The 22,757-nt window shown below is 70.3% G+C and carries 35 protein-coding genes; 34 read left to right on the forward strand and 1 reads right to left on the reverse strand.

Going from position 1 to position 22,757, the window contains the following annotated elements:
- The first annotated feature begins 3 nt into the window (after window positions 1-3).
- The 9 genes from IEX93_RS06115 to IEX93_RS06155 are packed head-to-tail and all read left to right on the forward strand — an operon-like array spanning window position 4 to window position 7,234.
- On the forward strand, window positions 4-936 hold the full coding sequence (locus IEX93_RS06115; RefSeq protein WP_188847353.1) for an AAA ATPase domain-containing protein: 933 nt from the start codon (window positions 4-6) through the stop codon (window positions 934-936).
- 39 nt (window positions 937-975) lie between these two features.
- On the forward strand, window positions 976-2,373 hold the full coding sequence (locus IEX93_RS11720; RefSeq protein WP_188847354.1) for an S-layer homology domain-containing protein: 1,398 nt from the start codon (window positions 976-978) through the stop codon (window positions 2,371-2,373).
- On the forward strand, window positions 2,357-3,463 hold the full coding sequence (locus IEX93_RS11725; protein ID WP_188847355.1) for a hypothetical protein: 1,107 nt from the start codon (window positions 2,357-2,359) through the stop codon (window positions 3,461-3,463). The genes IEX93_RS11720 and IEX93_RS11725 overlap by 17 nt, the downstream gene beginning before the upstream one ends.
- On the forward strand, window positions 3,460-3,801 hold the full coding sequence (locus tag IEX93_RS06130) for a hypothetical protein (protein WP_188847356.1): 342 nt from the start codon (window positions 3,460-3,462) through the stop codon (window positions 3,799-3,801). Before IEX93_RS11725 ends, IEX93_RS06130 begins: the two co-directional genes overlap by 4 nt.
- Window positions 3,801-5,012: a hypothetical protein gene (locus IEX93_RS06135; protein ID WP_188847357.1), complete on the forward strand. Its 1,212-nt coding sequence runs from the start codon at window positions 3,801-3,803 to the stop codon at window positions 5,010-5,012. The genes IEX93_RS06130 and IEX93_RS06135 overlap by 1 nt, the downstream gene beginning before the upstream one ends.
- Complete coding sequence (locus tag IEX93_RS06140) at window positions 5,009-5,299, forward strand: hypothetical protein (protein ID WP_188847358.1); 291 nt, start codon at window positions 5,009-5,011, stop codon at window positions 5,297-5,299. The genes IEX93_RS06135 and IEX93_RS06140 overlap by 4 nt, the downstream gene beginning before the upstream one ends.
- Before the next feature lie 3 nt (window positions 5,300-5,302).
- On the forward strand, window positions 5,303-6,109 hold the full coding sequence (locus tag IEX93_RS06145) for a helix-turn-helix transcriptional regulator (RefSeq protein ID WP_014632344.1): 807 nt from the start codon (window positions 5,303-5,305) through the stop codon (window positions 6,107-6,109).
- A complete protein-coding gene (locus tag IEX93_RS06150) occupies window positions 6,072-6,611 on the forward strand; it encodes a hypothetical protein (RefSeq protein ID WP_188847359.1) in 540 nt (179 codons plus the stop codon). The genes IEX93_RS06145 and IEX93_RS06150 overlap by 38 nt, the downstream gene beginning before the upstream one ends.
- On the forward strand, window positions 6,608-7,234 hold the full coding sequence (locus IEX93_RS06155) for a zinc metallopeptidase (protein WP_229906107.1): 627 nt from the start codon (window positions 6,608-6,610) through the stop codon (window positions 7,232-7,234). Before IEX93_RS06150 ends, IEX93_RS06155 begins: the two co-directional genes overlap by 4 nt.
- 89 nt (window positions 7,235-7,323) lie before the next feature.
- On the opposite strand, the gene IEX93_RS06160 is transcribed toward IEX93_RS06155, so the two are convergent.
- Complete coding sequence (locus IEX93_RS06160) at window positions 7,324-7,635, reverse strand: hypothetical protein (protein WP_029765739.1); 312 nt, start codon at window positions 7,633-7,635, stop codon at window positions 7,324-7,326.
- A gap of 66 nt (window positions 7,636-7,701) precedes the next feature.
- On the opposite strand from IEX93_RS06160, the gene IEX93_RS06165 reads away from it, so the two are divergent.
- The 25 genes from IEX93_RS06165 (at window position 7,702) to IEX93_RS06285 (ending at window position 22,755) form a co-directional block, all read left to right on the forward strand.
- Complete coding sequence (locus tag IEX93_RS06165; RefSeq protein WP_188847360.1) at window positions 7,702-7,908, forward strand: hypothetical protein; 207 nt, start codon at window positions 7,702-7,704, stop codon at window positions 7,906-7,908.
- Between the two features lie 69 nt (window positions 7,909-7,977).
- Entirely contained in the window at window positions 7,978-8,259 is a 282-nt protein-coding gene (locus IEX93_RS06170; protein ID WP_014511017.1) for a hypothetical protein, read from the forward strand.
- Window positions 8,260-8,439: 180 nt separating this feature from the next.
- On the forward strand, window positions 8,440-9,195 hold the full coding sequence (locus IEX93_RS06175) for a sigma-70 family RNA polymerase sigma factor (RefSeq protein WP_188847361.1): 756 nt from the start codon (window positions 8,440-8,442) through the stop codon (window positions 9,193-9,195).
- Between the two features lie 109 nt (window positions 9,196-9,304).
- Window positions 9,305-10,297 carry a hypothetical protein gene (locus IEX93_RS06180; protein ID WP_188847362.1) on the forward strand — a complete coding sequence of 331 codons (993 nt, stop codon included), beginning with the start codon at window positions 9,305-9,307 and terminating at the stop codon, window positions 10,295-10,297.
- A 422-nt stretch (window positions 10,298-10,719) separates the two neighbouring features.
- Window positions 10,720-10,848, forward strand: a complete 129-nt coding sequence (locus IEX93_RS11730; protein WP_268239047.1) for a hypothetical protein — start codon at window positions 10,720-10,722, stop codon at window positions 10,846-10,848.
- Between the two features lie 36 nt (window positions 10,849-10,884).
- Entirely contained in the window at window positions 10,885-11,112 is a 228-nt protein-coding gene (locus IEX93_RS06185) for a hypothetical protein (RefSeq protein ID WP_029765744.1), read from the forward strand.
- 31 nt (window positions 11,113-11,143) lie between these two features.
- Window positions 11,144-11,386: a hypothetical protein gene (locus tag IEX93_RS06190; protein ID WP_038043766.1), complete on the forward strand. Its 243-nt coding sequence runs from the start codon at window positions 11,144-11,146 to the stop codon at window positions 11,384-11,386.
- 49 nt (window positions 11,387-11,435) lie between these two features.
- A complete protein-coding gene (locus IEX93_RS06195; protein WP_188847363.1) occupies window positions 11,436-11,687 on the forward strand; it encodes a hypothetical protein in 252 nt (83 codons plus the stop codon).
- 1 nt (window position 11,688) lies between these two features.
- A complete protein-coding gene (locus IEX93_RS06200; RefSeq protein WP_188847364.1) occupies window positions 11,689-12,357 on the forward strand; it encodes a hypothetical protein in 669 nt (222 codons plus the stop codon).
- A 70-nt stretch (window positions 12,358-12,427) separates the two neighbouring features.
- Window positions 12,428-12,742: a hypothetical protein gene (locus IEX93_RS06205; RefSeq protein WP_188847365.1), complete on the forward strand. Its 315-nt coding sequence runs from the start codon at window positions 12,428-12,430 to the stop codon at window positions 12,740-12,742.
- A 126-nt stretch (window positions 12,743-12,868) separates the two neighbouring features.
- Window positions 12,869-13,042 carry a hypothetical protein gene (locus tag IEX93_RS06210; protein ID WP_188847366.1) on the forward strand — a complete coding sequence of 58 codons (174 nt, stop codon included), beginning with the start codon at window positions 12,869-12,871 and terminating at the stop codon, window positions 13,040-13,042.
- A 32-nt stretch (window positions 13,043-13,074) separates the two neighbouring features.
- Window positions 13,075-13,260, forward strand: a complete 186-nt coding sequence (locus IEX93_RS06215) for a hypothetical protein (protein WP_188847367.1) — start codon at window positions 13,075-13,077, stop codon at window positions 13,258-13,260.
- Between the two features lie 50 nt (window positions 13,261-13,310).
- Entirely contained in the window at window positions 13,311-13,658 is a 348-nt protein-coding gene (locus IEX93_RS06220; RefSeq protein WP_165740312.1) for a single-stranded DNA-binding protein, read from the forward strand.
- Between the two features lie 48 nt (window positions 13,659-13,706).
- Window positions 13,707-14,099: a hypothetical protein gene (locus IEX93_RS06225; RefSeq protein WP_188847368.1), complete on the forward strand. Its 393-nt coding sequence runs from the start codon at window positions 13,707-13,709 to the stop codon at window positions 14,097-14,099.
- A 128-nt stretch (window positions 14,100-14,227) separates the two neighbouring features.
- Complete coding sequence (locus tag IEX93_RS06230; RefSeq protein ID WP_188847369.1) at window positions 14,228-14,554, forward strand: zinc finger-like domain-containing protein; 327 nt, start codon at window positions 14,228-14,230, stop codon at window positions 14,552-14,554.
- A gap of 103 nt (window positions 14,555-14,657) precedes the next feature.
- Window positions 14,658-14,963 (forward strand): SWIM zinc finger family protein, encoded by a 306-nt coding sequence (locus tag IEX93_RS06235; RefSeq protein ID WP_188847370.1) that lies wholly within the window; start codon window positions 14,658-14,660, stop codon window positions 14,961-14,963.
- Between the two features lie 59 nt (window positions 14,964-15,022).
- On the forward strand, window positions 15,023-15,190 hold the full coding sequence (locus tag IEX93_RS06240; protein ID WP_188847371.1) for a hypothetical protein: 168 nt from the start codon (window positions 15,023-15,025) through the stop codon (window positions 15,188-15,190).
- A 274-nt stretch (window positions 15,191-15,464) separates the two neighbouring features.
- The gene (locus IEX93_RS06245; RefSeq protein ID WP_188847372.1) at window positions 15,465-17,051 is read left to right on the forward strand and encodes an SSO2105 N-terminal domain-containing protein; all 1,587 of its coding nucleotides are present in this window, start codon (window positions 15,465-15,467) and stop codon (window positions 17,049-17,051) included.
- 11 nt (window positions 17,052-17,062) lie between these two features.
- Window positions 17,063-17,662 carry a Rad52/Rad22 family DNA repair protein gene (locus tag IEX93_RS06250; RefSeq protein ID WP_229906108.1) on the forward strand — a complete coding sequence of 200 codons (600 nt, stop codon included), beginning with the start codon at window positions 17,063-17,065 and terminating at the stop codon, window positions 17,660-17,662.
- Window positions 17,663-18,365: 703 nt separating this feature from the next.
- Window positions 18,366-18,818 carry a hypothetical protein gene (locus IEX93_RS06260; protein ID WP_014511370.1) on the forward strand — a complete coding sequence of 151 codons (453 nt, stop codon included), beginning with the start codon at window positions 18,366-18,368 and terminating at the stop codon, window positions 18,816-18,818.
- Entirely contained in the window at window positions 18,815-20,125 is a 1,311-nt protein-coding gene (locus IEX93_RS06265; protein ID WP_014511369.1) for a hypothetical protein, read from the forward strand. The genes IEX93_RS06260 and IEX93_RS06265 overlap by 4 nt, the downstream gene beginning before the upstream one ends.
- Before the next feature lie 223 nt (window positions 20,126-20,348).
- The gene (locus tag IEX93_RS06270; protein ID WP_188847374.1) at window positions 20,349-21,128 is read left to right on the forward strand and encodes a hypothetical protein; all 780 of its coding nucleotides are present in this window, start codon (window positions 20,349-20,351) and stop codon (window positions 21,126-21,128) included.
- Between the two features lie 16 nt (window positions 21,129-21,144).
- Complete coding sequence (locus IEX93_RS06275) at window positions 21,145-21,627, forward strand: GspH/FimT family protein (RefSeq protein ID WP_155983642.1); 483 nt, start codon at window positions 21,145-21,147, stop codon at window positions 21,625-21,627.
- Window positions 21,614-22,012, forward strand: a complete 399-nt coding sequence (locus IEX93_RS06280) for a hypothetical protein (RefSeq protein WP_014511366.1) — start codon at window positions 21,614-21,616, stop codon at window positions 22,010-22,012. Before IEX93_RS06275 ends, IEX93_RS06280 begins: the two co-directional genes overlap by 14 nt.
- Window positions 22,009-22,755: a prepilin-type N-terminal cleavage/methylation domain-containing protein gene (locus tag IEX93_RS06285; protein ID WP_188847375.1), complete on the forward strand. Its 747-nt coding sequence runs from the start codon at window positions 22,009-22,011 to the stop codon at window positions 22,753-22,755. The genes IEX93_RS06280 and IEX93_RS06285 overlap by 4 nt, the downstream gene beginning before the upstream one ends.
- Window positions 22,756-22,757: the final 2 nt, after the last annotated feature.

Consider the following 22,757-nt stretch of genomic DNA (forward strand, 5'->3'; position numbering starts at 1 on the left):
AGTATGGTGCGGCTTCGCGAGGGGTTTGACAGGGAGTTCGCGGCGCTCATGGAGAAGCTTCCCCCCTGGGTGCGCAAGGAGGTGGAGCCCCACGGGGCGAGGCTGGAGGAGATCGCCATGGACCTGGGGGCCCCCCTGGCCTACACCGTGGACGGGGAGGCCCGCTACAGCGACCGGGAGATCACCAAGGAGGACCTGAGCTTCGTCCTCCACCGGGTGGGAGGGTTCAAGGAGAACAACCGGGCCGGGATCGAGGGCACCCTCCACCGGGTCTCCCGTATCCAGTCGGCCCTGGGGGAGATGACGGGCATCACCATCCGGGTGGGGAAGTTCGTGGAGGGGGTGGCGGAGCCCCTCAGGCCCTACCTCCTGGAGAGCGGGGGAAGCCTCCTCGTGGTGGGGCCGCCCCGCACGGGGAAGACGACCCTCCTCAGGGACATCGTGCGCATCCTGGCGGAGCGGTGGGGCCCCCGGGTGGTGGTGGTGGACACCTCCAACGAGATCGGTGGGGACGGGCTCACCGCCCACCCGGGGATCCGCCCCGCCCGGAGGATGCAGGTGCCGGACCCTCCCTCCAGGAACCAGGGGCGGATCATCTACCAGGCCATCGCCAACCACTCCCCGGAGGTGGTGGTGGTGGACGAGATCGGCTACAACGAGGACGTGCAGGAGTGCCTCACCGCCTCCCGGAGGGGGGTGCGGGTGGTGGCCACGGCCCACGGGGAGAGGCTTCTGGACGTGCTGGAAAACCCCGCCCTGCACCCCGTCCTCGGGGAGCCGGACCTGAAGGAGGGGAGGCGGAGGACCCGGCCCTCCTTCGGGATGGCCCTCCAGGTGGTGGCGAAGGGGCGCTACCTCGTCTACCCCGACCTGGCCCAGGCCCTGGACGACCTCCTCCAGGGGAGGGAGCCGGAGGGGGTGGAGCTTAGCATGTAATGTGTTGCCATAAAAGTTAGAGAGTGGTAGCATGTGGCTATGCGGCGAGTCGCCCTAGCCACTCTTTTGCTGGCGGGCTCGGTGAAGGCGCAGATGGCGGACGTGCCCCCGGGGCATTGGGCCGAGGGGGCGGTGCGGGCCCTCCTGGAGAAGGGCGTCCTCACGGGCTTCCCGGACGGCACCTTCAAGGGAAGCCAGGCGGTGAACCGCTACCAGGCGGCGGTCATGCTCTACCGGGCCTACCTCACCTGGACGGAGGAGGTCCTGGCCCGGGTGCGGAAGGCCCTGGAGGAGGCAGGGGCGGCCCCGGAGCGGATCGCGGAGCTCTACGGGCAGGTGGCCGACCTCCTTGAGGTGGTGCCGGAGGTGAGGCGGGCCCTGGAGGACCAGGGGGTGCGCCTGGAGGCCATGGAGAAGGACCTGGAGGAGGTGCGCCAGGCCCTCCTCACCGCCCTGGAGGCCCAGGCCGCCCTCAAGGACCTGGAGGCCCTCGAGGGGGCGGTGGGCCGCCTGGAGAAGGAGCTGGGGGCGCAGAAGGCGGCCCTCGCCCAGATGGAGGCCCGGGTGAAGGCCCTGGAGGCCACCCTCGCCGAGCTCACCCAAAAGGTCCAGGAGAACGAGGCGGCCCGGATCAAGGACGCCCAGGCCACGGGCAAGCGGGTCTACGCCCTGGAGGAGAGGACCAAGGCCTTGGAGGAGCGGGTGGACTCCCGGGCGAGGGCCCAGGTCTACGCCGGGACGGGGGAGAGGGGCCCCTTCGGGGGCCTCGCCCTGGAGTGGAAGGAGGCCCAGGTGCACCTGGGCACCGACCGGGTGGAGGCCTCCTTCCAGGCGGGAAGCGTGCGGGTGGCCTACCGGAGCCTGGAGGGCCGGAGCGAGGCCACCGCCCGGGCCGGGCTCTTCCAGGGCATCCGCCTGGTGGGGGAGCTCGGGGCGGGGGACGGCGGCTACTACTTCGGGGCGGGCTACGTGGTGCATGAGCCCGAAGGCGGCCTCCTCCCCGGGGTGCACGCCCGCATCGGCCTCGGCGCGGGCCTCGTGGGGGGCGAGCCCGGGCGGTACTTCGTGGAGGCGCAGGGCGGGGCCTTCCTGGGTCCCGTGGACCTGACCCTGGGCTACGGGCGGTACTGGGGCCTCGGGGGCGGGGACACCCCCTTCTCCGCCCTCTTCGCCACCCTGACCTACCCCGGGGAGGGCTTCTTCGGGGAGGCGCGCCTGGCCTACGCCGTCCCCCAGGAGGACATCGGGCGGGACCGGGGCCTTCTGGTGGAGGGAGAGGTGGGCTTCCCCCTCGCGCCCTTCCGGGTGAGCCTCCAGGCGGGGTACCGGGACGGGCTTTGGGGGAGGGGCGTGGCCTCCCACGTGGACCGCTTCCGCTTCACCACGGCCACGGGCTTCTACGGGGGCGTGCGGTTGAGCTATGAGGTTCGCTTCTAGCGCTTTCCTGGCCCTTGCCCTCCTCCTTTCCTCCTGCACGGAGCTCCAGCGGGAGTTCCAGGGCCCGGCCCGCCTCGAGGTGGCGGGGGTCAAGGAGGGGGCGTGCGCCACGGTGAAGGTGGGGAGCCAGAGCGCCACCCGGTGCGAGGACTACACCTTCCGCTTCACGGGGGTGTTCGGGAAGGTCCCCGTGGAGGTGCGGGTGGAGTGGCAGGGGGTGGAGGTCCAGGGCTACCAGGGGGAGGTGGAGCTCACCCCGGGGGCCACGGCCCGGGTGGAGGTGGCCCGGAGGACCGTCTCCTTGCGGGCGGAAGCCCCCTGGGCGGGTAGCGCCGCCACCTACGAGGCCTGGGTGGACGGGGAGTGGGCCTTCGGGGTGGCGGCCTACCCCGACCCGGCCCCGGAGGGCCTCGAGGGGATGGTCCTGGTCCACCGGGGCGGGGCCTCCTTCCAGGTGCCCACGGCCCCCAGGGCGGTGATCCGGGTGCGGGACGGGGCGGGGGAGGCCCGGGTGGAGGTGGCCTCGCCCCAGGACGGCGGGGTGGTGCGGGTGCCCGAGCCCCGGTACGCCCCCATCCACCTGACCCCGGAGGAGGTGGCCTCGAGGGTGGGGTGCGTGGCGGCCTTTTTGGGGAGCACGGAGGCGGGGCGGTCCTGCACCCCGCCCTTCGCCCTCGCCGTGAGCCCGCCGGACGGGGAGTACCGGGAGGTCCTCCTCGTGGCCTACGCGGACGGCCTCCCCTTCCAGGAGGGGCGGGTGGTGGCCCGCTCCGGGGAGAGCCGGACCGTGCCCCTGGACCGGAAGCGGGTGCGGGTGGAGCTCACCGCCCCCGGGTTCACGGCGGACGTGCAGGCGGTGGGGGAGGCCTGGCTCCGGCCCGAGGACCAGGAGGGGGTGGCCCTCTACGGCGACCCCCCGCCTCCCGGGTACGAGGGCTACCGCCTGGCGGACCGGGCCATGGTGGTGAACGGGGTGGCGGAGCTCTCCGTGCCCACGGGGCGGATGGTCCTCTTCCGCCTGGTGGGGAGCCGCACCACGGAGGGCGTGGTGGACCTCGTGGACGGCGACCGGAGGGTGGTCCTGCCGTGAGGGAGTGGGTCTCCCTCCTCGGGATGGCGGCCCTGGCCCTCCTCGGGGCCTGGTTCCTCCAGGGCCTTCTTGCCCAGGGGGTCCTGCCCTTCCTCCTCGCCCTCTCCCCCCTCCTCCGGGCCCTCTTCCGGGGAAGGGTGGGGGTCTACTACGGGGGGGCGGTCTTGGGCCTGGCCGGGGCCATGGCGTGGAGGCTGGGCGGCTCCTACGCCGCTATGGCCTACCTGGCCCTGGCGCTGGCGGCGGACGGCTTCCTCCGAGGGGAGGAGGAGGGCTATGGCTTCATGGTGGCCTTCTTCCCGGCCCTCCTGGGCTTCTACCTGCTTCTGGGGGTGTGATGGAAGCGCTTTGGAAGGAACTCGCGGACAGGCTCTCCTCCTTTGAGGAGGAGGTGGCGAAGGAGGTTCTGGAGAAGGCGAAGGGGGTCTTCCCCTCCCGGAGGGCGAAGGAGGCCTTCAAGGCCCTCGCGGGGAGGTCTGCCACCCCCCTGGAGGAGCCCCTCCTTCGGGTGGCTACCGCCCTCGTGGAGGAGGGGCTGGCGGGGAGCTACGAGGAGGCCTTTGGCCTCCTTGGGGTGGAGGCGGAGCCCGCCCCGGTCCTCCCGGCCCAGAAAGACGCCGCTCCTTCGCAGGCTCCTCCTCCGGGGCAGGCTCCTCCCCCGGTGGAGGCCCCTCCTCCGGTAGAGGCTTCTCCTCCGGTGGAGACTTCTTCTCCGGGACAGGCGGGGAAGGCTCCTCCTCCGGTAGAGGCTTCTCCCCCAGCGCCTTCTCCTCCGGTGGAAGCTCCTTCTCCGAGGCAAGCTTCTCCACAAGGCGTTCCCCTGACGGGGAAGCAACCAGCGGGGGCGCCTCCCCCTCCCAGCCGGGCGGAGAAGACCTCCCGGTCCCAGAACCAGAACGAGGCGGCGCGGGACTCGAGGTGGCGGCGGGCCTACCAGGAGGTCTTCGGCCAGGACCCCTCGGAGGACCCCCTCCTCTACCGGGAGCGCCTGGCCCAGGCCCTGCTCTTCTACCGACCGGAGCAGGGGCGGCGCAGGGCCTTCGAGGAGGTGCGGGAGGTGGAGCGGCGGCTCCAGGAGTCCCGGAGCCGGACCCGGGAGCTTCTGGGCTCGGAGCCCCAGGTGGACGCGGGAGCGGCCTACATCCAGCTGGGGAAGCTCGCCGCCCAACTGGAGGAGCTCGCGAGACGGGTGGAGCGCCTGGAGGAGGCGGTGCAGAAGGAGGCCTCCCGGTTCGGCGGGGTGAACGCCGCCCTGAGGCTCCACCACCAGGAGATCCGGGCCCTGAAGGGGCTTTTGGAGGACCTGCGGGCGGAGGGCGGCGTGGACTGGAGGCGGGTGGAGGCGGCGGTGAGGACCGCCAAGGCCGAGACCCTGAGGGAGGTGGAGGAGCGGATCCAGGGGGCCACGGCCCTGTGGCGGGGCGAGGTGGAGCCCAGGCTCAAGGCCTTGGAGGAGTGGGCCAAGCGCATCACCGAGGCCTTCCGCCGCACCCTCGAGGCCAGGGAGCGGAGGAAGGGCCTCTTCGGGCTCTTCGGAGGTGAACGGTGAACGGGGAAAACGTGGCGTTCAAGGCGGGGGACGTGGTGTTCACCGTCCCCCGGAGCATGTTCCGGGCGGACGTGAACGGCGTGGTCCAGGTGGGGGAACACCAGGTGCCCGCCAAGGTGATCTACGCCGCCTGGGCCGTGGGCGTGGACGAGGGGGTGAAGGCGGGCGTGGTCCTGGGGGCGGGCCTGAGCCTGGCCCTGGTCCTCTTGGCCCTGCTCCTCTTCCGGGCGGTGAACGCCTGGCGGGAACGCAGGCGGTGGACGCCCCTGGACCGGGTCCTGAGGTGAGCCGTGCTCACGGTCTACGCCCAGGCCGCCATCGCCGCCGCCGCCATGCCCGTGGTGGGCTTCATCACGGGAAAAGTGGTGGGGGAGGCTATGGCGAAGTTCCCGCTCCTGGCGGTGGTGGGCGTGGTGGTCTACGCCGTGGCCCTGGCCGCGAGCTACGCCCACCTCCGGCACTACTACGCCCGCTTTGACGGCGAGGGGGTGCGGGCCTCCCCCTTCATCGCCTTCGCCGTGGAGGTGGCCACCTTCTACCTCTCCTTCGCCTCGGTGGTCTTGGAAAGCAGGTGGGCCCTCTGGGGGAGCCTCATCGGGGCCGGGGTGGTGTTCTGGGGGAACCTGACCTCCATGAGCCTGGGCTTGGCGGAGCGGAAGCGGGGCGTGGACGCCCGGGTGAACAGGGAGGCCCCGGAGGAGCCGGTCCTTGCGGAGACGGGTGCCCTCCAGAAGGGGGGCGAGGCCGTGGACAGGGAGGAGGTGGTCCGGGTGAGGGCGAAGAAGGCCGTGAACGGGGAGGAGGCGGGAAACGCCAGGGCGCCCGCCGCTTTCCCGGTAGGGGAGTCCCCGGAGGTGAACGGGGCCGTGGGGCCCCGGAGGGAGGGGAAGACGGAGAACACCCTCCCCGTTCCCCTAGAGGAGGAGGAGCTCTCTCTTTTGGAGGCCCTCGAGGTCCCCAAGGGACCGAGCGCCCTCGCCCGGGAGCTCGGGTGGCCCAAGTCCACGGTGGCCAAGAGGCTCCAGCGCCTGGTGAGCCGGGGCCTGGTAGAAGCGAGGGATGGCGTCTACCGCAGGACGGAGAGGGCTTCGGCCTGAGCTTTTGGGGGCCCTGGCGGGGCTACTGGAAGGCCCCTGGGGGGCTCCCTTCACCGGGGCCCTCTTCGCCAGGCGGGTGGGGTGGAGGGAGGCCTTCTTCTCCGGCCTCGGGTGGCTCACGGCGGGGATGAAGGGGGCCTCGCCCCTCCTCGCCCTCTGGGTGGGGCAGGGGGTCCTCGCCCTGTGGGCACGGGGCGGGGGATGGCGCTTCGCGGCCCTCCTCGCCTTCCTCTTCGGGGGCCTCCTCTTCCAGGGCCTGTGGCTCGCCCCCCTGGGGGTGGTCCTGGCCGGGGTCCTCCCCGGGAGGTGGCGGTACGCCGCCCTGGGCCTCGCCGGGGTGGGGGTGTACGGGTGGACGGGGCTCCTCCTGCCCTTGGGGCTCCTCCTGGCGGAGGGCCTCGAGGGGGAGGGCGGCAGGGTCCAGGGCATGGACGTTCCCGCCCTGGTGTACGGGGGAGTCCTCCTGGCCCGGAACATGCTCCTGGAGGTGGTGAACGGGTGAACGGCACGCTCCTCGCCCTCACCGGACTCGCCCTGGTGGCGGGGTACGCCGTCTACCTGGCGTTCACCGTCCTTCGCTACCGGGGCGTCCCCGTTCCCCTCGAGGCGGGCCCCTTCGCCGAGGAGGTTTTGCGGAAGGGGCTAACGGGCTTCCGGGTGCGGGTGGGCCGGAGGAACGGCGTGCGCTACCCGGAGCGGAGCGTCTACCTGACCCGGGCCGTGTACGGGGGAAGGAGCGTCTACCACCTGGCCGTGGCCGTTCACGAGGTGGGGCACGCCCTCCAATGGCGTGAACGGCCCGAGATGGTGCGGGCCGCGCAGGGGGCCCTGACCCTGGCCCTTGGGCTTCTCGTCCTCGGGTTCCTGGTGGGCCCGAGCCCCCTGGGGGCGGCCTTCCTCACCGGGGGGTATGGCCTCTTCCTCGCGAGCCTTCCCCTAGAAGTGGACGCCAACCGGCGGGGCCTCGAGGTCCTGCCCCCGGAGTGGAGGGAGGGGGCGAGGAGGGTGATGGCGGCCCTCACGGCCTCCTACGTGGCGGTGCCCTTGGGGGGCTCCTGGTGGCCGTGGGGTTCCTGGTGGGGTGGTCTTAGCTACACGCTCCCCCCCTACGCCTTCCCCGTGTAGCTAAGACGCGCCACCAAAACCCAAACCCCGGAGCTCAGCGCCCCGGGGTGCCACGGAAGAGAAGGCTTCGGCCTTCCGAGGTCAGTATATCACGCCTCGGCCTTCCTCGGAGGGAGGACGGTGGCGTCCACGGTGCCGTCCTCGTTCTCCTGGAGGGCTAGGGCGGCGCCCTCCTTGGCCGCCTCCCGGAAGGCGGAGAGCCAGGCGTGGGTCCTGGGGGCGTCCCGGAGGTCCACGTCCAGGTAGGGGCCGAGGACGGGATCCTCGCCGATGACCATGCGGACCCGCTCCTCTTCCCCCTGGTCCCGGGCCACCGCCAGGAAGAAGCCCGCCAGGTTCTCCAGGTAGGCCCGGCCCTGCCCCTTGGGCCTCGCGTACTCGCGGAAGGCTTCGGCGAGCATGGCCCAAGTATAGCACAGAGCTACCTTATTGTCTGAAAGCGACCTTAGTGGTAGCATTAAATTGCCATGGAAGAGAAGGTGTTGATCTTCAAGGACACGCGGCACCAGGAAGCTTTCCGTAAGGCGCTGGAGCGGGCGAGCCTGGGCCGGGCGGTGATCCGCCCCGACCACGGCTGGCCCAAGCCGGCCCTTCGGGTGCGGGGAGTGAGCCCCTCGCACGTCCTGGCCGCGGCCCTCTGGGCGGGCTTCGAGCCCGAGGTGGTGCTGGAGTAGGCCTTCCGCCCTTCTTTGCCCTGGAAGGACGCCCTTATCCTTCCGGGGTTTTTGTTTGATAATGGACCTATGCTTCGGGCGCAGAACAAGAACCTGGCCCAGCAGGCCCTGAGGGAGGTCCTGGGGAGCCGCCTCTTCTGGCTCATGGTGGCCGGAGGGGTGCTCCTGGACCTCGCCGGGGGAGGGACCCAGGCCTTCTACCTCGCTGGGGTGATCCTGCTTTCCCTTTTTATCCTGAGGAGCCTCCTCTTCAGCCCCCACCTCTTCTTCCCCCCGGGACCCCTGTCGAGCACTCAGGACGAGTTGCGGAGGCTCCGGGAGGAGGTGCGCCGCCTGAGGCGGGGAAGGTAAAACCTTTCGGCCCCCGGCGGAGGGCCAGGGGCCTACTCGGTGGAGGTACAAAATGGCCGACAGCCGGCTAGGCGGCCCGGCTCTTTCATCTTAGCCCAGGGAGGCCCTTCGCCGCAAGAGCCAACCACATGCGCTTGCTTACCTCCACCTGAAAGAGTACCATGAGGGTGGAGGTACAAAATGCGTACCGACAGCATCCGGCTCATGGCGGAAGGCATCCGGCCTTTGGCCAGCAGGGAGCAGGTCATGAGGGCGTTCGCGGGGGAGGACTACGAGGCGCTGGGGCGGCACTACTACGCCCTGGCCCTCAAGGAGGGCTTCTCCCGGTTCCACCTCCTCGGGGACGAGGCCCTGGACCTCGCCCAGGAGGTGGCCCTCAAGGTTCACAGCTCCCTCAAGGCCTGGCGGACGGGCGAGCGGAAGCTCCCCTCCCCCTCCAAGAACCTCACCTTCTGGGTGATGGTGGAGGCTGACCGCGCCGTGCGGGAGTGGTTCTACCGGAACCGGGGGGTGGGGTACACGAACTCCCGGCTCGTGGCCAGGGTCAAGCGGGCCACGGAAGGGCTTCAGGCGGAGCTCGGGCGTGCACCCACGCCGGAGGAGGTCGCCGAGAGGCTCGGGATCCCCTTGGAGGTGGTGGAGGAGGCCTTGGCCGTGGCGGAGGCCGAGGCCATCCTCAGCCTGGACGACACCACCGAAGAGGGCACCCGGCTGGAGGAGTTCGTGGGCCACGACCCCTGGGAGCGCGAGGAGGAGAGGGCCCGCGCCTTTGAAGCCCTGGAGGAGGCCATCGAGCGCTATGGCCTCCGGCGGAAGCTGGGCGAGAAGGAGGCGGAGCTCTTGGAGCGCTTCCTAGAGGGCGGCTTGGAGGAAGAGGAGCTTGAGGAGCTTGAAGCGGCCCTGAAGGAGGCCATGACGAGGACCCAAGCGGTCTAGGCGGCTTCGGCACCCTGCACCTCGCCTTGGGGGGACGCCCTTATCCCTCCAAGGTTTCTTCTATTGCTAAACGCGGCAGAGATAGGTAGCATGAGGTTGGAGGTACAAGATGGTCAAGGTCAGCGTGCGGAGCCTCTACTTCGCGGCTCAGGCTCAGGCGGCTTCGGTGGAGGAGGCCCTCGAGGCCCTTCGGCGGCTCTGGAAGGAGGACGGGAGCGTGAGGGATCTGATGACCAAGGCGGCGAAGGAGGGCTACGTCCTGGTGGACACCCGGGACATGCCCGCCCCCTTCGTGGCCGCGGTCAAGGTGGCCCTGGCCCGCCTCCGGGAGCGGCTGAAGGAGGAAGCGCCCTCCACCTTGCTCGTGCGGCACGGCAAGGGCAAGGCCAAGGAGGAGCGGAAGCCCATGACCTGGGAGTCCCCCGAGGGGGTGAGGTACGCCGTGGAGGTGTACGACTTTACCCCGAGGGAGGAGAAGCATTGGGGCTTCCGGGACAAGCGGGTGGAGGACGCCGCCAAGTGGGTGGAGAAGTTCCTCTCCGGGGTGGAGTACGAGGAGGGCGCGAGCCCCCTCGAGGAGGCCCTGGAACACGAGGACAACCCCCACTTCCGGCGTGAAGACCTCATCCCCGAGGACCTGGAGGCCAGGCTCAGGCTCCTGGGTTGGGACGGCACCTTGAGGAGCTTCCAGGCCCTGGTGGACACCCTCCCCGCCAGGGAGAAGGCTTTCGTGGAGAGGGTGCGGTCCATCTCCGCCCTGGTGGACCGCGAGAAGGGCCAGGTGGTGGCCGTGAAGAGCCCTATCGGGTGGGAGGTGCGGCAGGGCCTCTCCAGGGAGGCGATGAAGGCCGTCATGGCCGTCGGCCTCCTGCAGGAGCTCGTGAAGGAGCCCTCCTGGAAGGTCCACGAGGTGCGCCGCCACGTGGAGGCGGTGGCCGAGGCGGACGCCCACCTGAAGGGCCTGTTGGCGGAGCTTGAGGCCATCGCCACCCTCCGCAAGGCCAAGTACCACCTGGACCAGGTAGGGCGGGGCAGGGCGATCGCCGTCTACCGCGACCCTGCCACCGGGGAGCCCGTCTACCGGACCCCGGTCATCGGGTAGACACCCTTCTTTGCCCCGGGGGGACCACCTTCTCCTTCCGGGGTTTTCGGTTTGCCCCGAACGCTCTCTTTTGGCAACGAAGGTTGCCCGACAACCCCCTCTTCCCCGACTTTCCCTCTCCCTTGTTGTGCCTGCCCCCCGGGGGGTGGCAAAACTCTGTAGCGCTCGTCCCCCCGGGGGTGGCAAAACCCGGTAGTGCTACCCCTTGGGGGGGTAGCAAAACTTCGTGGTGAGCAGACCCAGGGGGGTGGCAAAACTCCGTGGTGGGCACCCAAGGGGGGTGGCAAAACTCTGTAGCGCTCATCCCCCAGGGGGTGGCAAAACCTCGTGGTGGATAGACCCTGGCCCGAGCGCCCCTCGAGGTGGCCTCCCTGACCCGGGAGAGGCTTGACACACCTGTGCCACCAGTTGTGCCACCGGTTGTGTCATCCCCGGGCATCGGCCTCGGAGGGCTTAAGCCCGGGGTGGTCCTCAAGGTAGCTTCGCTGACCGAGGCCATGGAGGAGGCCCTGGGCCCGGAGGGTGCCCGGGTGGTCCTCTACCGCCTCTGAGCGGGGGGGCCTTCCGGCCCCTCGGGGAAGGCCGCTATGGAAGCGCTAAAGCGGTTTGCCCGAGTGAGCGGGAGCTTCGCCGTGGTCTTTGAGGAGGGGAGGCCCGTGAAGGTGGCTGGAAGGCCCCGGCCCCAGGACCACGCCCTCCTCATGGAGCTCGCGGAAGAGGTGGTGCGGGCCTTCGCTCCGGGGAAGAGCGGCCTCGTCCTGGTGAGCCCGGAGCGGGTGCGGGTGGCGTACAGGGAAGAGGGCCTGGGGGCCTAGCGGCCCCACGGCCAGGGGCAGGAGGTGCAAGATGGTCGCGCTCCTGCCCAACACGGACGGCGTTCCCAAGGCCAGGCTCTCGGACCGGGCCCTGGAGGGCCTCATCCGGCGGCACGGGGCCTATGTCCACCCCCGGCTGGTGGAAGAGGGGTGGGTGGACCTGGAGGACCTCGAGGCCCTGGGCCACGTGGAGGTCCTGGAGGTCCACCCCCTTCCGGGGGAGAAGGTCTTCGTGCCGAGCCGGGCCGGGTGGGTGGTCCTGGAGGTGGCCTAGGGCCAGGGGGGGCCGGGTGGCCCCCCTCGCGCCCGGGCGGAGGTGGGAGATGCGGCGGACGAGGAAGCACCTGGAGGAGATGGCCCAGGCGGCCCGGGCCCTCGCCCTCTACGCCGAAGACCTCCACGCCTTCCTCTCCGAGCACCCCCTGGAGGCGGAGCGGGTGGCCCGGGAGGTGAAGGAGGCGGTGGAAGGGCTCAGAGGGCTGGCCTCCCGGCTCTACGCCCTCGAGGCCAGGCTCAAGGCCCCCTACGAGGACAACTCGGCGGCGGCGCTGAGGGAGCTCTTCGGGGAGGTTTGACGTGGGACACACGCACTACTGGTACCTGAGGACAACCGGCAGGGAGGCGGTGGAGAAGAGGCTCGGGACGATCCTCGAGGACTTCGCCCGGCTCCTTCCCCACCTTCCTCCCCTAGCGGGGCCGGACGGGACGGGGGGGCCAGTCCTGTATCCCCCCGAGGTGGCCTTCAACGGCCCCGCCCCGGAGGACTACGAGAGCTTCGTCTTCCCCTGGTGGGAGGAGAGGGAGTGGTCCTTCGGGTTTTGCAAGACGGGGCCCGACCGGGAAAGTAAGCGCCCCTACGACCTCGCCGTGCGGACCTTTTTGCTCCTTGCCAAGCTCCACCTGGGGGACCTCGTCCAGGTGGCCTCGGACGCGCCCCTCGCCGACTGGGCGGAGGCCGCCCTCCTGGTGGAGAGTGTCCTGGCCCTCCCCGTGGACCTCTACGGGCTCCTCGAAGTGCGGCTTCTGGAGGTGGAGGACGCCCGGGGGAGGCGCTTCCTCCTGGAGCGGTGGAAGGAGGACGACACGGGGCTTTCCGACTGGCTCCAGGCCCGGGAGCGCATGGACCGGGAAGGCCTCTTCCCCTGGCCCTTCCGGGGGCCGTACCGGGTCCTCGGGGAGGTGGACCTCCCCCAGGAGGAGCTTCCCCGGCGCTGGGCCAGGGAGGGGTTCTACAGGCGAGGGTGAAGGGGAGGGCCCCCCAGGGCAGGGGGGCCTTCCGGCCCCTCGGGGGGGACCGAAAGAGGTGGACGCGCCTATGACGGCTAAAGAGGTGGTCCAGAGGCTTAGGGCGGACGGCGTGGCCCGGGTGGAAGGCGTGGTGGAGCCCGACCCCTGGGGCCAGGAGGCGGTCTGGTTCTTCGGAAGCCAAGGAAGGCCCCTCCAGGACTTCTACGACGAGGAGGTGGCGGCCCTCCTCCTCGAGGCCACCGCCCGGTGGGCGGACGGGCCAGGGGCCTTCACCCTGGACCTGGAGGCGGGCCGGGTAGTGGTGGAGGTCTTGGAAGAGCAGGACTACGGCTACGAGGTCCTCCGCAGGGAGGAGGTCTCCCTGGAGGACTTCCTGGAGTAGGGGGCCTGGAGGAGGGGAGGGGGCTGTCTTAGCTACACGCTCCCTCCCCTTTCCCCTTCGTGTAGCTAAGACCGGGAGCCTGGGGGCCTCGAGGCCCCACGGGAAAGGACGGAAAGGAGGAGAGAGGTGAAAGGCGGTTGCTGGGACGCCTCTGCCTTCGCCGAGGAGACCCAGGCAGTCCTCGAGGACTGGCTCAGGGGGCTCCTCACCGACCGGGAGGCCCTCGAGGCCATCTTCCAGGCCGCCCGGGAGAACAACTTCTCCCCGGAGGTGGACGAGGAGGAGGGCCTGGGGGCCTGAAGGCCCCACGGGAAGAGGGCGGGAGGTGAACGATGAACGAGCTCAGGCTCACCCCCGAGCAGGCCGTGGCCCTCCTCAACCTCCTCCAGGCGGAGGAGGACTGGGAGGGGGAGCTTTCCCGGCCACTTGAAGAGGTGAAGGAGGCCCTGAAGGTCTGGCTCAAGGAGGAGGGGCTGAAGCGGAGCCCCACGGGGAGCTACTACCTGGTCAGGCGCTAAAGGGCAGGGGGGGCTAAAGCCCCCCCGGAGGCCCGGCGAAAGGAGGAAAGATGAAGGCGACTCTGAAGGCGTACCTGGCGAGGAAGCCTGAGCTGGTCTACACCAACCAGGGCGTGGCGATCTGGAAGACCTCCGTGGCCGTGCAGGGGCGGCGGAAGGAAGACGAGACGGTCTTCGTTGAGGTCCTGGCCTTCAACGGCCTCGCCGAGGCCCTGGCGGAGATGGACCCGCCCAAGGGGACCTACGCCCACCTGGAGGGCAGGCTCCAGACGGAGACCTACGAGGGGAAGGACGGGAAGAAGACCCGGCTCACCCTGGTCCTGGACGACTTCGCCCTCCTGGTGCGGCCCAAGAAGGCAGAAGGGGCGGAGGGAACGCCGAGCGAGGACCTGTTCTAGAGGGCAGGGGGGGCCAAAGCCCCCCTAAAGCCCCGTGGAGGTGGTGGGATGAACTACTCGGCCTACGCGTGCGCCATCCTCGGAAAGCCCGCCCTGGACCGGGAGGCTGTGCGGGAGCTTTTGGAGGAGATTGAGGACCTCCCGGAGCGGGTGGAGGTCTACCAGGACGAGGAGGGCTACCTCGCGGTGGAGATCACCGAGCCCCAGGAGGAGGTTTGGCTTCTGGCCCGCGTGCTGGACGGCTTCGTCCTCGAGGCGGGGCCCGACTCGGGAGGCCCCGGGTGGGCGGGGGACAAGGAGGGCTCTTACGAGCTCTTCCCCGAGAACCTCCCCGCCCTCGGGAAGGCTTTCCTGGAGTGGAAGAGGAGGGTCCCGCCCGCCGGGGAGGGGGCCCTCGAGGCCTTCCTCGCCCTCCTGAAGGAGGCGCAGAAGGCGGCTTAGAGAGGAGGGCTTCGCGGTGGGGGAGAAGGTGTTGTCTTAGCTACACGGTTTCCCTTTTTGCAGGAACCTTGTAGCCAAGACAAGGGCCAGGGGGGCGGGGAAGACCCGCCCCCGCCGAGCTTTTTGCCATGAAGCAAGCGGTGGTGCGGGTGAAGAGCAAACGAAAGGTGCCGTGCGCGGTGTGCGGGGGAGAGGGCTTCGTCCCCACGGAGTGGTTCGCCTTCCAGCCCGTGCCGGGGAGCGAAACGGAGTGCCCCGAGTGCGAGGGGCTCGGGACACTCCCCGAGCTCTTGGAGGAGATCTCCGGCCCCGAGCCCCAGGATGGGCGTGCGACAGAGTTCTTGGCGGAATGGGTCCGGGCCTACCGGAAGGCGAGGGGAAGCGGCCTTCCTCCCGAGGAGGCCAGGAGGGCGGCGGAGAGCGAGGTGTGGGGGTTTGAGGAGCTACCGTTCTGAGGGGTCTTAGCTACACGCCTACCCCCCTTTGCCCCCTCGTGTAGCTAAGACCGAGGGCCTGGGGGCCTAGCGGCCCCACGGGAAGCAGCGAAGGAGGTAGACGATGCCTCTAAAGGAAAGGCTCTTCCAGACCCTGGGCAAGCTGGAGAAGGCCAAGGCGCTCCTCGGGAAGGTCCACCCCGTGGCGGGGATGGACGGGCTCTTCGTGGTGGAGAGCGAGAGCCAGCCGGGGAAGCGCTACCTCGTGGACCTCGAGGCCGAGACCTGCACCTGCCCGGCCTACGCCCAGGGGAAGACCCGGCCCTGCAAGCACCAGGTGGCCGTGGTCCTCTCCCTCTGGCTCCGGGAGAAGCGGGAGCGGGCTCAGGCCCGGACGGAAGCGCGGGCGGCGGAGCGCCCGGTGGCCTAGGGCGAAGAAGGGCAGGGGGGCGGGGAGAACCCGCCCCTCGGCTTCGTTTGGAGGGAACCATGTGGAGGCTTGTCAGGCACTTGGCGGGTTTGGGGAACATTCTGGCCGCTTACTGGCTCGTCCTTCGGTGGCAGGAGGGGGCCCCGTTGCCCCTGGCCTGGGGCGTCCCGGTCCTGCTCTTCGTCCAGGGGGCCTTCGTCCTCGCCCACTTGAGGAGGGCGGCATGAGCCTTCGCGCCAGGCTTCAGGTCCTGGCCCTCGAGGCCATCCGCAAAGATCGGTCCTTCCGGGCGCCCTTCCACCCCGGGGCCTTCCCCCGGGAGCGGCGGGAACGGCGGGCGAGGCGAGCCCTGAAGGGGAGGAGGTGCAAACAGTTGGGAAATAGCGCACATTACTTCACCCCAACGCTCGTACGCCCCCGCTTCCCGCCACCTCACCCCAGCGAGCCCCCGCGACATACGAAAAGCCCCGAAGCGCTATACTCCCCCACAGGAGGCCCCAGGTGAAGGCCAAGCCTAAAGCCGCGCGCAAGCGTACCTCGCAGAAGAGGGCGAAAGCCTTCACCGGAGTCCACGCCCTCCTTGTCTTCCCTTCTGGAGAAGACCACAAGGCCACCCTGGACCTCATGCGCCGCTTCTCGGCGGCCGTGCGGTACGCCTACAATCGCTTGCTTGAGGGATGGAGCCGGGAAGCCCTCAAGCGGGAAAATGGCCCCCTGTGCGTTCTCTTTTGTCTGAACACCCGCTACGCCGACGATGCGGTGATGAAGGCTCAAGCCCTCCTGGACTCCGCCCGGGAACTGGGCGAAGACCCGCGCAAGGTGGTGTTCGGGGGAAGAGGGCTTTTTGAGCAGCTCAAGCGCAGACACCTCTCCGGGAAGCCCCTGAAGGAGCTCAAGCGGGAGTGGAAGGAGAAGCGCCAGGGCCTCCTCTACTCCCGGGGAGACAAGACCAAGGGGGGCAACCTCAACCTGAGGTTCCTCGTCAAGGAAGGAGCCCTGTGGCTCCGGATCAACCTAGGAGACGGAAGCTACGCCCACGCCCTGGTGAAGACTTCTCACCCGAACCTGAATGCCCTGGTGGAGCGTGTCCACGCCTCCCTCCCCTACAACGTGGAGCTCTCCCTCAAGGACGGCAAGGTCCACGCCACCTTCACCTGGGAGGAAGAGCCCGCTCCCCTCGTGGCCACGAAGGAGAACGGGGTTCTGGGCATAGACATCAACGCCGACCCCTACCACCTCGCTTTAGCCCTCGTTTCTCCTGACGGGAACCTGAGGCGTTACCTCACCCTCTCCCTGGAGGAGGTGGACCAGGCCCCGAACAAAGGAGCTAAGGAACTCCTCCTCTGGAAGGTGGCGCACCAGGTAGTTTCTCTGGCTCTGGAACACGGTGTGGCCATCGCCACGGAACGCCTGAAGCACCTCCCCAAGGGGAGGAGAGGGGACGGCTCGGGGAGGGCCTTCAGGAGGAAGACTCACCGCTTCGCCTACGCCTCCCTCCTCCGGAAGGTCCACTCGTTGGCGAGGAAGAAAGGTGTCCAAGTCGTGGAGGTGAACCCCCAGGACACCTCCACCATCGGGATGCTCAAGTACGCCCCGCAGCTTTCCCTGTCCAAGGACGTGGCCGCCGCGTACGTGATCGGAAGGAGAGCCTTAGGGTTCAAGGAGAAGCTCCCCAAAGGCTACGGGAAGCTTCTCCGGGACGAACGCTTCAGGGACCACGTCCAGGGCTTCTACGCCTCCAGGGTGCAGGAACTCCGCGCGAAGAGAAGCGCGGAGCCCAACCCCTACCTCAGGCGCAGGCTTTCCCGGGAGATCGGGAAGGCGAAGCGCCACCTCTCCTTGCTTTCAAGCCTTCAGGGCTCGCCGGGGAGCCAAGAGGGGTCCACCGAGGGAAGGAACCTTCTTGGCGGCAATCCCTGGAGGGTCCTGAGGGCAGGCACCTTCCTTCCCCTCCTCGGGCGCGAGGTGCCGAGGGACCTCTCTCCCCTCAAGCCCATCCTCTTTGGGGGATCGTGGGAGGGGTGGAAGGGAGGCTTAGGTCCCCATCCTGGTGGAGGGCCGGAGTGCGCTAATGTGCGCTCTGCTTGACCAGGTGAAGGATGACGGTAGCGGAAGCGATTGCCAGGCTCACCCGGCCCCTCACGGCGGAGGAGATCGAGTGGAAGGTGATCAGCACCAAGAACGGGCAGACCACCATCGCCCCCTTCATCGACGCCCGGGCGGTCATGGCCCGGCTTGACGAGGCCTTCGGGCCCTTCGGGTGGCAGGTGCGCTACACCCCGGCCCAGGTGGGGGAGGAGCACGGGGTCATCGCCAGCATCGCCATCAAGAACCCCGAGACCGGGGAGTGGGTGGAGAAGCAGGACGGCTCCGGGGCCACGGACATGGAGCCCTTCAAGGGGGGCATCTCCGGGGCGCTCAAGCGGGCGGCGGTGGCGTGGGGCATCGGCAGGGAGCTCTACCGCTACCCCCGGGTGGTGATTGAAGGGGAGCACCCCTGGGGGCGGTGCGGCGCCACCTGCCCCTGGCCGTCTGGGCGGGCCTGGGGGCCCTCTGGACCCACTACCTGGCCCCCTTCCTCCTCCTCCCCCTCTACCTCTTCCTCCTCCTCGAGGCCAAGAACAAGGCCCGGGCCCTCCTCCACTTCCTCCCCCTCCTCCTCTTCCTCCCCTGGATGCCTGCCCTCCTGGGGCAGCTAAGGGGAGGGATGGCCATGACCGCCATCCGGCCCGACCCGGTCTTGGCCCTGGAGCCCCTCTACCGCCTGGGGAACCCGGACGCCTTCGGCCTCCTCCTCCTGGGGGTGGTCCTCTACGGGGCCTGGCGGCTGCGGGGGAGGAGGGAGGGGGCCCTGGTCCTCCTCCCCTTCCTGGGGGTGCTCCTCTGGTGGGCCGCGAGCCTCCTCCTCAACACCGCGAGCCTGCGCTACGTGGGGGCCTTCGTCCCCCCCATGGCCGCCGCCTTGGGCCTCGCCGCCTCCGCCCTCTCCCGGAGAACCCAGGCCCTCCTCCTCCTGGCCCTGGGCGTGGCCTACCTGGGCCTCCTCCTCCGGGGGGAGGACCACCCCGGCCCCCCCAACGAGGGCTTCCGCCGCAAAGCGGAGATCCTGGCCGCCCTGGAAAGGCGGGTGGGCCCCTTCACCGTGCTCGGGGACGAGCGGGGCCGGCTCATCTCCCTCCGGTACTACTGGCGCTCGGAAAGCGAGCTGCGCCCGGTAACCCCGGAGGACCCCAAGCACCCCCCTTTCAACCGGAAGGGGGTACTGGTCCTCCTCCAGTACCCGGGCTGGGCCTCGGAGGAGCAGGTGCTGCTGCAAAGGCTCCTGGACGAGGCTCACGCCCGGGGAGAGCTCAGGGTCTTGGACCGGGGGCTCGTCCCCCTCTACCTTTGGGAGAAACAGCCGTGACGGAAGCCTTCTACCCCCTCCTCACCCTCCTCGCCCCCTCCCTGGGCCTCTCCCTGGCCTTTGGCCAGGCCCGGGAGTGGCTGCCCCTCCTCCTCGGGCTCTACTACGCCTTCCCCCTCCTCCTCCACCCCTTGGGGCGGCGGCTTCCCCTCCCGGGCCGCCTGGGGGTCCTGGGCGGCCTGGGGGCGCGGGGAGAAGCCTACCTGCCCCTCCTGGTCCTCCTCCTGCCCTACGGCCTCTACTGGCTGGCCGCCGGGAGGATGGGAGCCCGCCTCGGCCCCGCCTACGCCGCCTTCCTCAAGGGGCCGGGCCTGGCGGTGCCCCTGGTCCTCCTGGTGGCCTGGCCCCTGGGGGTGCGCCTACCCCCCTTCGCCGCCACCCTCCTCCTCCTGGGCCTCTTCCTCCTGGCGGAAAGGGCCCTCCGCTGGGCCTGGGGGAGGGCGGGATGAGGCCCCTCCTCCTCTTCGTCCTCCCCTTCCTCCTGGGCCTGCTCCTCCGCCTGGGGCTGGTGGGCCTGGAACTTCCCTTCTGGTACGACGAGGTGTGGACCGCCAACTTCGCCGCCTTCCGCCTTTCCCCGGAAGCCGCCCTTTCCCGCCTGGTGGGAGAGGACAGCCACCCCCCGCTCTCCTACGCCCTCTACCGCCTCTGGGCCGAGGCCTTGGGCCTGGAGGATCCCCTGACCCACCGCGATCCCGGGGTGGAAAGGGGCCTCCGGATCCTCTCCGCCCTCCTGGGAGCGGGCACCTCCGGCCTCACCGCCCTCCTGGCCGGGGCCTTGGGCGCCTCCTGGCCCGCCGCCCTGGGCGCGGGCCTCCTCTACGCCCTGGCCCCAGCGGCCCTCATGCGGGAGGCGGAGGTCCACGTCTACCCGCCGGCGGCCTTCCTGGCAGCCCTCGCCCTCCTCCTTTGGGCCAGGGGGCGCTACTGGGGCTTCGCCCTGGCCGCGGCCTTGGCCTTCCACGCCCACTACCTGGCCCTCCCCCTCCTCCTCCTTCCCGCCCTTTCCTTCGGCGCAAAAGGCCTCCTCCCCTACCTCCTCTTCCTCCCCTGGGGCCTCCACGCGGTGCCCCTTCAGGCGGCCGGCCTCCCCGACAAGAGCCCCTTCAACGGCCTGCCGGAGAAAGCCCTGGCCCAGATGGCCGCCTTCTCCCACAGCCCCGAACCCGCCCTGGTGGCCGTGGGGGCCGGGCTCTGGCTCCTCGGCCTGCTGGCAGCCCTCCACCCCAAAGGCCGCCTCCCCGGGCTCACCCTCCTCCTCTTCCTGGGGCTTTGGCTCCTCCTCCTCCCCGCGGCCACGGGGTTCAACGCCTACAGCGTGCGCTACGTGACCCTGCCCCTTCCCCTAATCCTGGCCACCGCTGCCCTAGGCCTTTCCCTCCTCCCCTGGCGCACCGCTTTCCTGCTCCTCGGCGTTCCCCTCCTGGCCTGGTCCCTGGCCCTTCCCCTCACCACCCGGGACTACCTGGCCTTCCGCTCGCCTTCCCTCCTGGCCCTCCCCCTGAACCTCGCCCCGAGAAAAGTGACCGCCAGCAGCAAGCCGCTGGGAGGCGTCCTCAAACACGTGTGCCGTCCCTGCCAGGTTTCCCTCTGGGACGGGGACCCAGGCTCCCTCCGAGAAGGCTACCTGGTGATCGGTCTGAACTCCCTACGGATCGCCGCCGGGGAGCATCCCCACCTCCTCCCCCTCCTGCGGGAAAGGGCCCGCCTCCTGGGCGAGCAGGGGCAGATCCTCCTCCTCTGGGTGAGGCCATGACCGACCGCACCCTCGCCCTCCTCCTCTTCCTCCTGGCCCTCCTCCCTCGAGGGCTCCTGCTCCAGGAGAACCCCCCCTTCTGGTTCGACGAAGACTGGACCCTGGAGGTGGGCACCCTGCCCCCCGGCCAGCTCCTTCAGGCCTTGCGGACGGAGGACTTCCACCCCCCCCCCTGGGCTACCTGGTCCTGGGGGCCTGGGCCAGCTTCCTGGGGCTTTTCGGGGTGGAGGGGGAGGTACCCCTCCGCCTCCTCCCCGTCCTCCTGGGAAGCGCCGTGGCCCCCCTTCTTTTCTTCTCCCTGAGGGCCCAGGGCCTCCCCGCCCCCCTGGCCCTCCTGGGGGGGAGCCTTTGGGCCTTTCTGCCCCAGGCCCTCCTCCAGGACACGGAGTTCCGCATGTACCCCCTGGCCGCCCTGCTGGTGGCCGCCGCCCTCCTGGGGGCCAAGCGAAGGAGCTTCCCCCTCTGGGCCGGGGCCACGGCCCTGGCCCTCTGGACCCACTACCTGGCGGGGGCGGTGGCCCTCTCCCTGGGGCTTCCCTTCGGGAGGAGGGCCCTCCTCCCTCCCCTGGCCTTCCTCCCCTGGGTGCCCGCCCTCCTGGGGCAGGTGGGCCGGGTGCACCAGGTGGCCTACTGGAACGGGGAGCCCGCCAGCCGCCTGAAGGAGGTGCTGGCCCTCTTTTGGGAGGTGCCCGACCCCCTCTTCCTCCCCTTGGGGGCACTCTTCTGGGGCCTGGCCCTCCTGGGCCTCCTCCTGGAGCGCCAGGCCCTCCTCCCCTTTGTCCTGGCCGTGGGCCTCCTCTTCGCCCTGGGTTTCCAGCCCATCTCCCCCCGCTACCTGCCCGTCCTCCTGCCCGTCCTGGTCTACGGGGCAGGGGTAGCCGCCTGGCGCCTCCGCCTGCCGGGGGCAGTCCTTCTCCTTGCCCTCAACCTCTCCTGGTGGGCCCTCCTCCCCTGGACAGCCCTCATGCGCCTCGCCACCTCCTGGCCGGGGCTCCTCCCCTGACCCCCCCGTTTGGGGGATGCACCCGCCCCCCAGACCGTGGTATGCCCAGGGAGGAGGTGGTGGCTTGCAAAGGGGCATGACGCTTTTGGAGCTGCTGGTGGTCCTGGGGGTGCTGGGCATCCTCCTGGCCTTGGTGGCCCGCTCCGACTGGGTGGCTGCCTTCCGCCTGCGGGCTGCCCTCTCCGAGGCCCGCCAGGTAGCAGCTTTGGCCCGCACCGAGGCGGTGCGGCGGGAGTCCCCTACCTTGCTCGTCGTCCAGAACGGGCGCCTGGGGGTCTACGTGGACGCCAACGGCAACGGGCAATGGGATGCGGGCGAGGCCACCTTGCGCGAGTTAAATCCCCAGGGCATCTCCTTTGGCGGAGGCCCCTGGCGGTTCAACGGCCTCGGCCAGCCTGCGGGGACCGGGGATTTGACCTTGAGCGTGGGAAGCCGTCAGGCCCGCCTCTGCTTGAGGGCAGGCGGGGCGGTGGAGGAGGTGCGGGGTGCGTGCAACTGAAGGGCTCACCCTCTTGGAGGTGGTCCTGAGCCTCGGGCTCCTCTCGGTGGTCCTCCTGGCCCTGGTGGGCCTGCAGGTCTCCTCCCTGCGGGCGGGGAGCACGGGAAGGCAGGTGCAGGCCCTCACCCGGGAGGCGGAGAACTTCCTGGAGGGCCTGCGGCGCAACCCAGGCCAGATCGCCTCCGTGTGCGCGGCAAGCGGGAGCAGCACCGGGGGCATCGTGACCCTTGGGGGGAAGACGGGGCGGTGTACCTACGAGCCCTGTGCCGTGGGGACGGACGGGAGCCTCACCTGCGGCGGGAGCACGGGCAGCCTCTACCGGGTGACCCTCGCCGTGCCCGCGGACCGCCCCCAGGTGACCTTGAGGACGGTGATTGCGCCATGAGGCGGGGCTTTACCCTGGTGGAGCTCTTGGTGACGGTGGCGGTGCTGGCCCTCCTGCTGGGCATCGCGGCGCGAAGCCTCTCCGCCTCCGCCCTGCTGGAGCGGCGCGTCCGCCCCCAGGCCCTCCTGGCGGACGAGGCCTCCCTCCTGGCCTCCGCCCTCTCCCGGGAACTCTTCGTGGCGGGGTACGGGATGGACTCCGGAACGGCCCTGGACCTGAAGAAGGGGACGGCCCAGGGGGAGGAGGATGCCCTCACCCTGCGCTACGCCTGCGAGGCGGGGATGGAGGGGCTCTGCTTCGCGGAGGGGGTCGGGAGGGTGAAGGCGGTCCGCTACAAGGCGGAGGGCGGGATCCTCAGCGCCGGCATCTGCCTCAGCCCCGCCGCCACGGGCCTCCCCGCCTGCGGCACGGACGGCCTCCCCGTCTTGGGGCGGGCCCTCGAGGGGGAGGTGGAGGCCTTCCGGGTGGCCTACCGCGCCCCCGGGGGAGGCTGGACCCGGGGGAACCGCACCGTGACCATGGCCTCGGGCACCCCGGGGGACAAGGTGGCGGCGGTGGCGGTCTACATCCGCCTCAAGGGCAAGGCCAAGACGGGGGCCAGGGCGTTCACCCCAGGAGCAAGCCTGGCCTTCCCCGATGGGCTTTCCCTCTCCACCTTTGGCCTCTCGAACACGGCCCTCACGGACGGCTATCCCCGGGCCGAGCGTCTGGTGGTGACCCTGACGCCCAACTTGGGCAAGTAGGA

The organism is Thermus composti, from assembly GCF_014647535.1.
GTDB classification, from domain to species: Bacteria; Deinococcota; Deinococci; order Deinococcales; family Thermaceae; genus Thermus; species Thermus composti.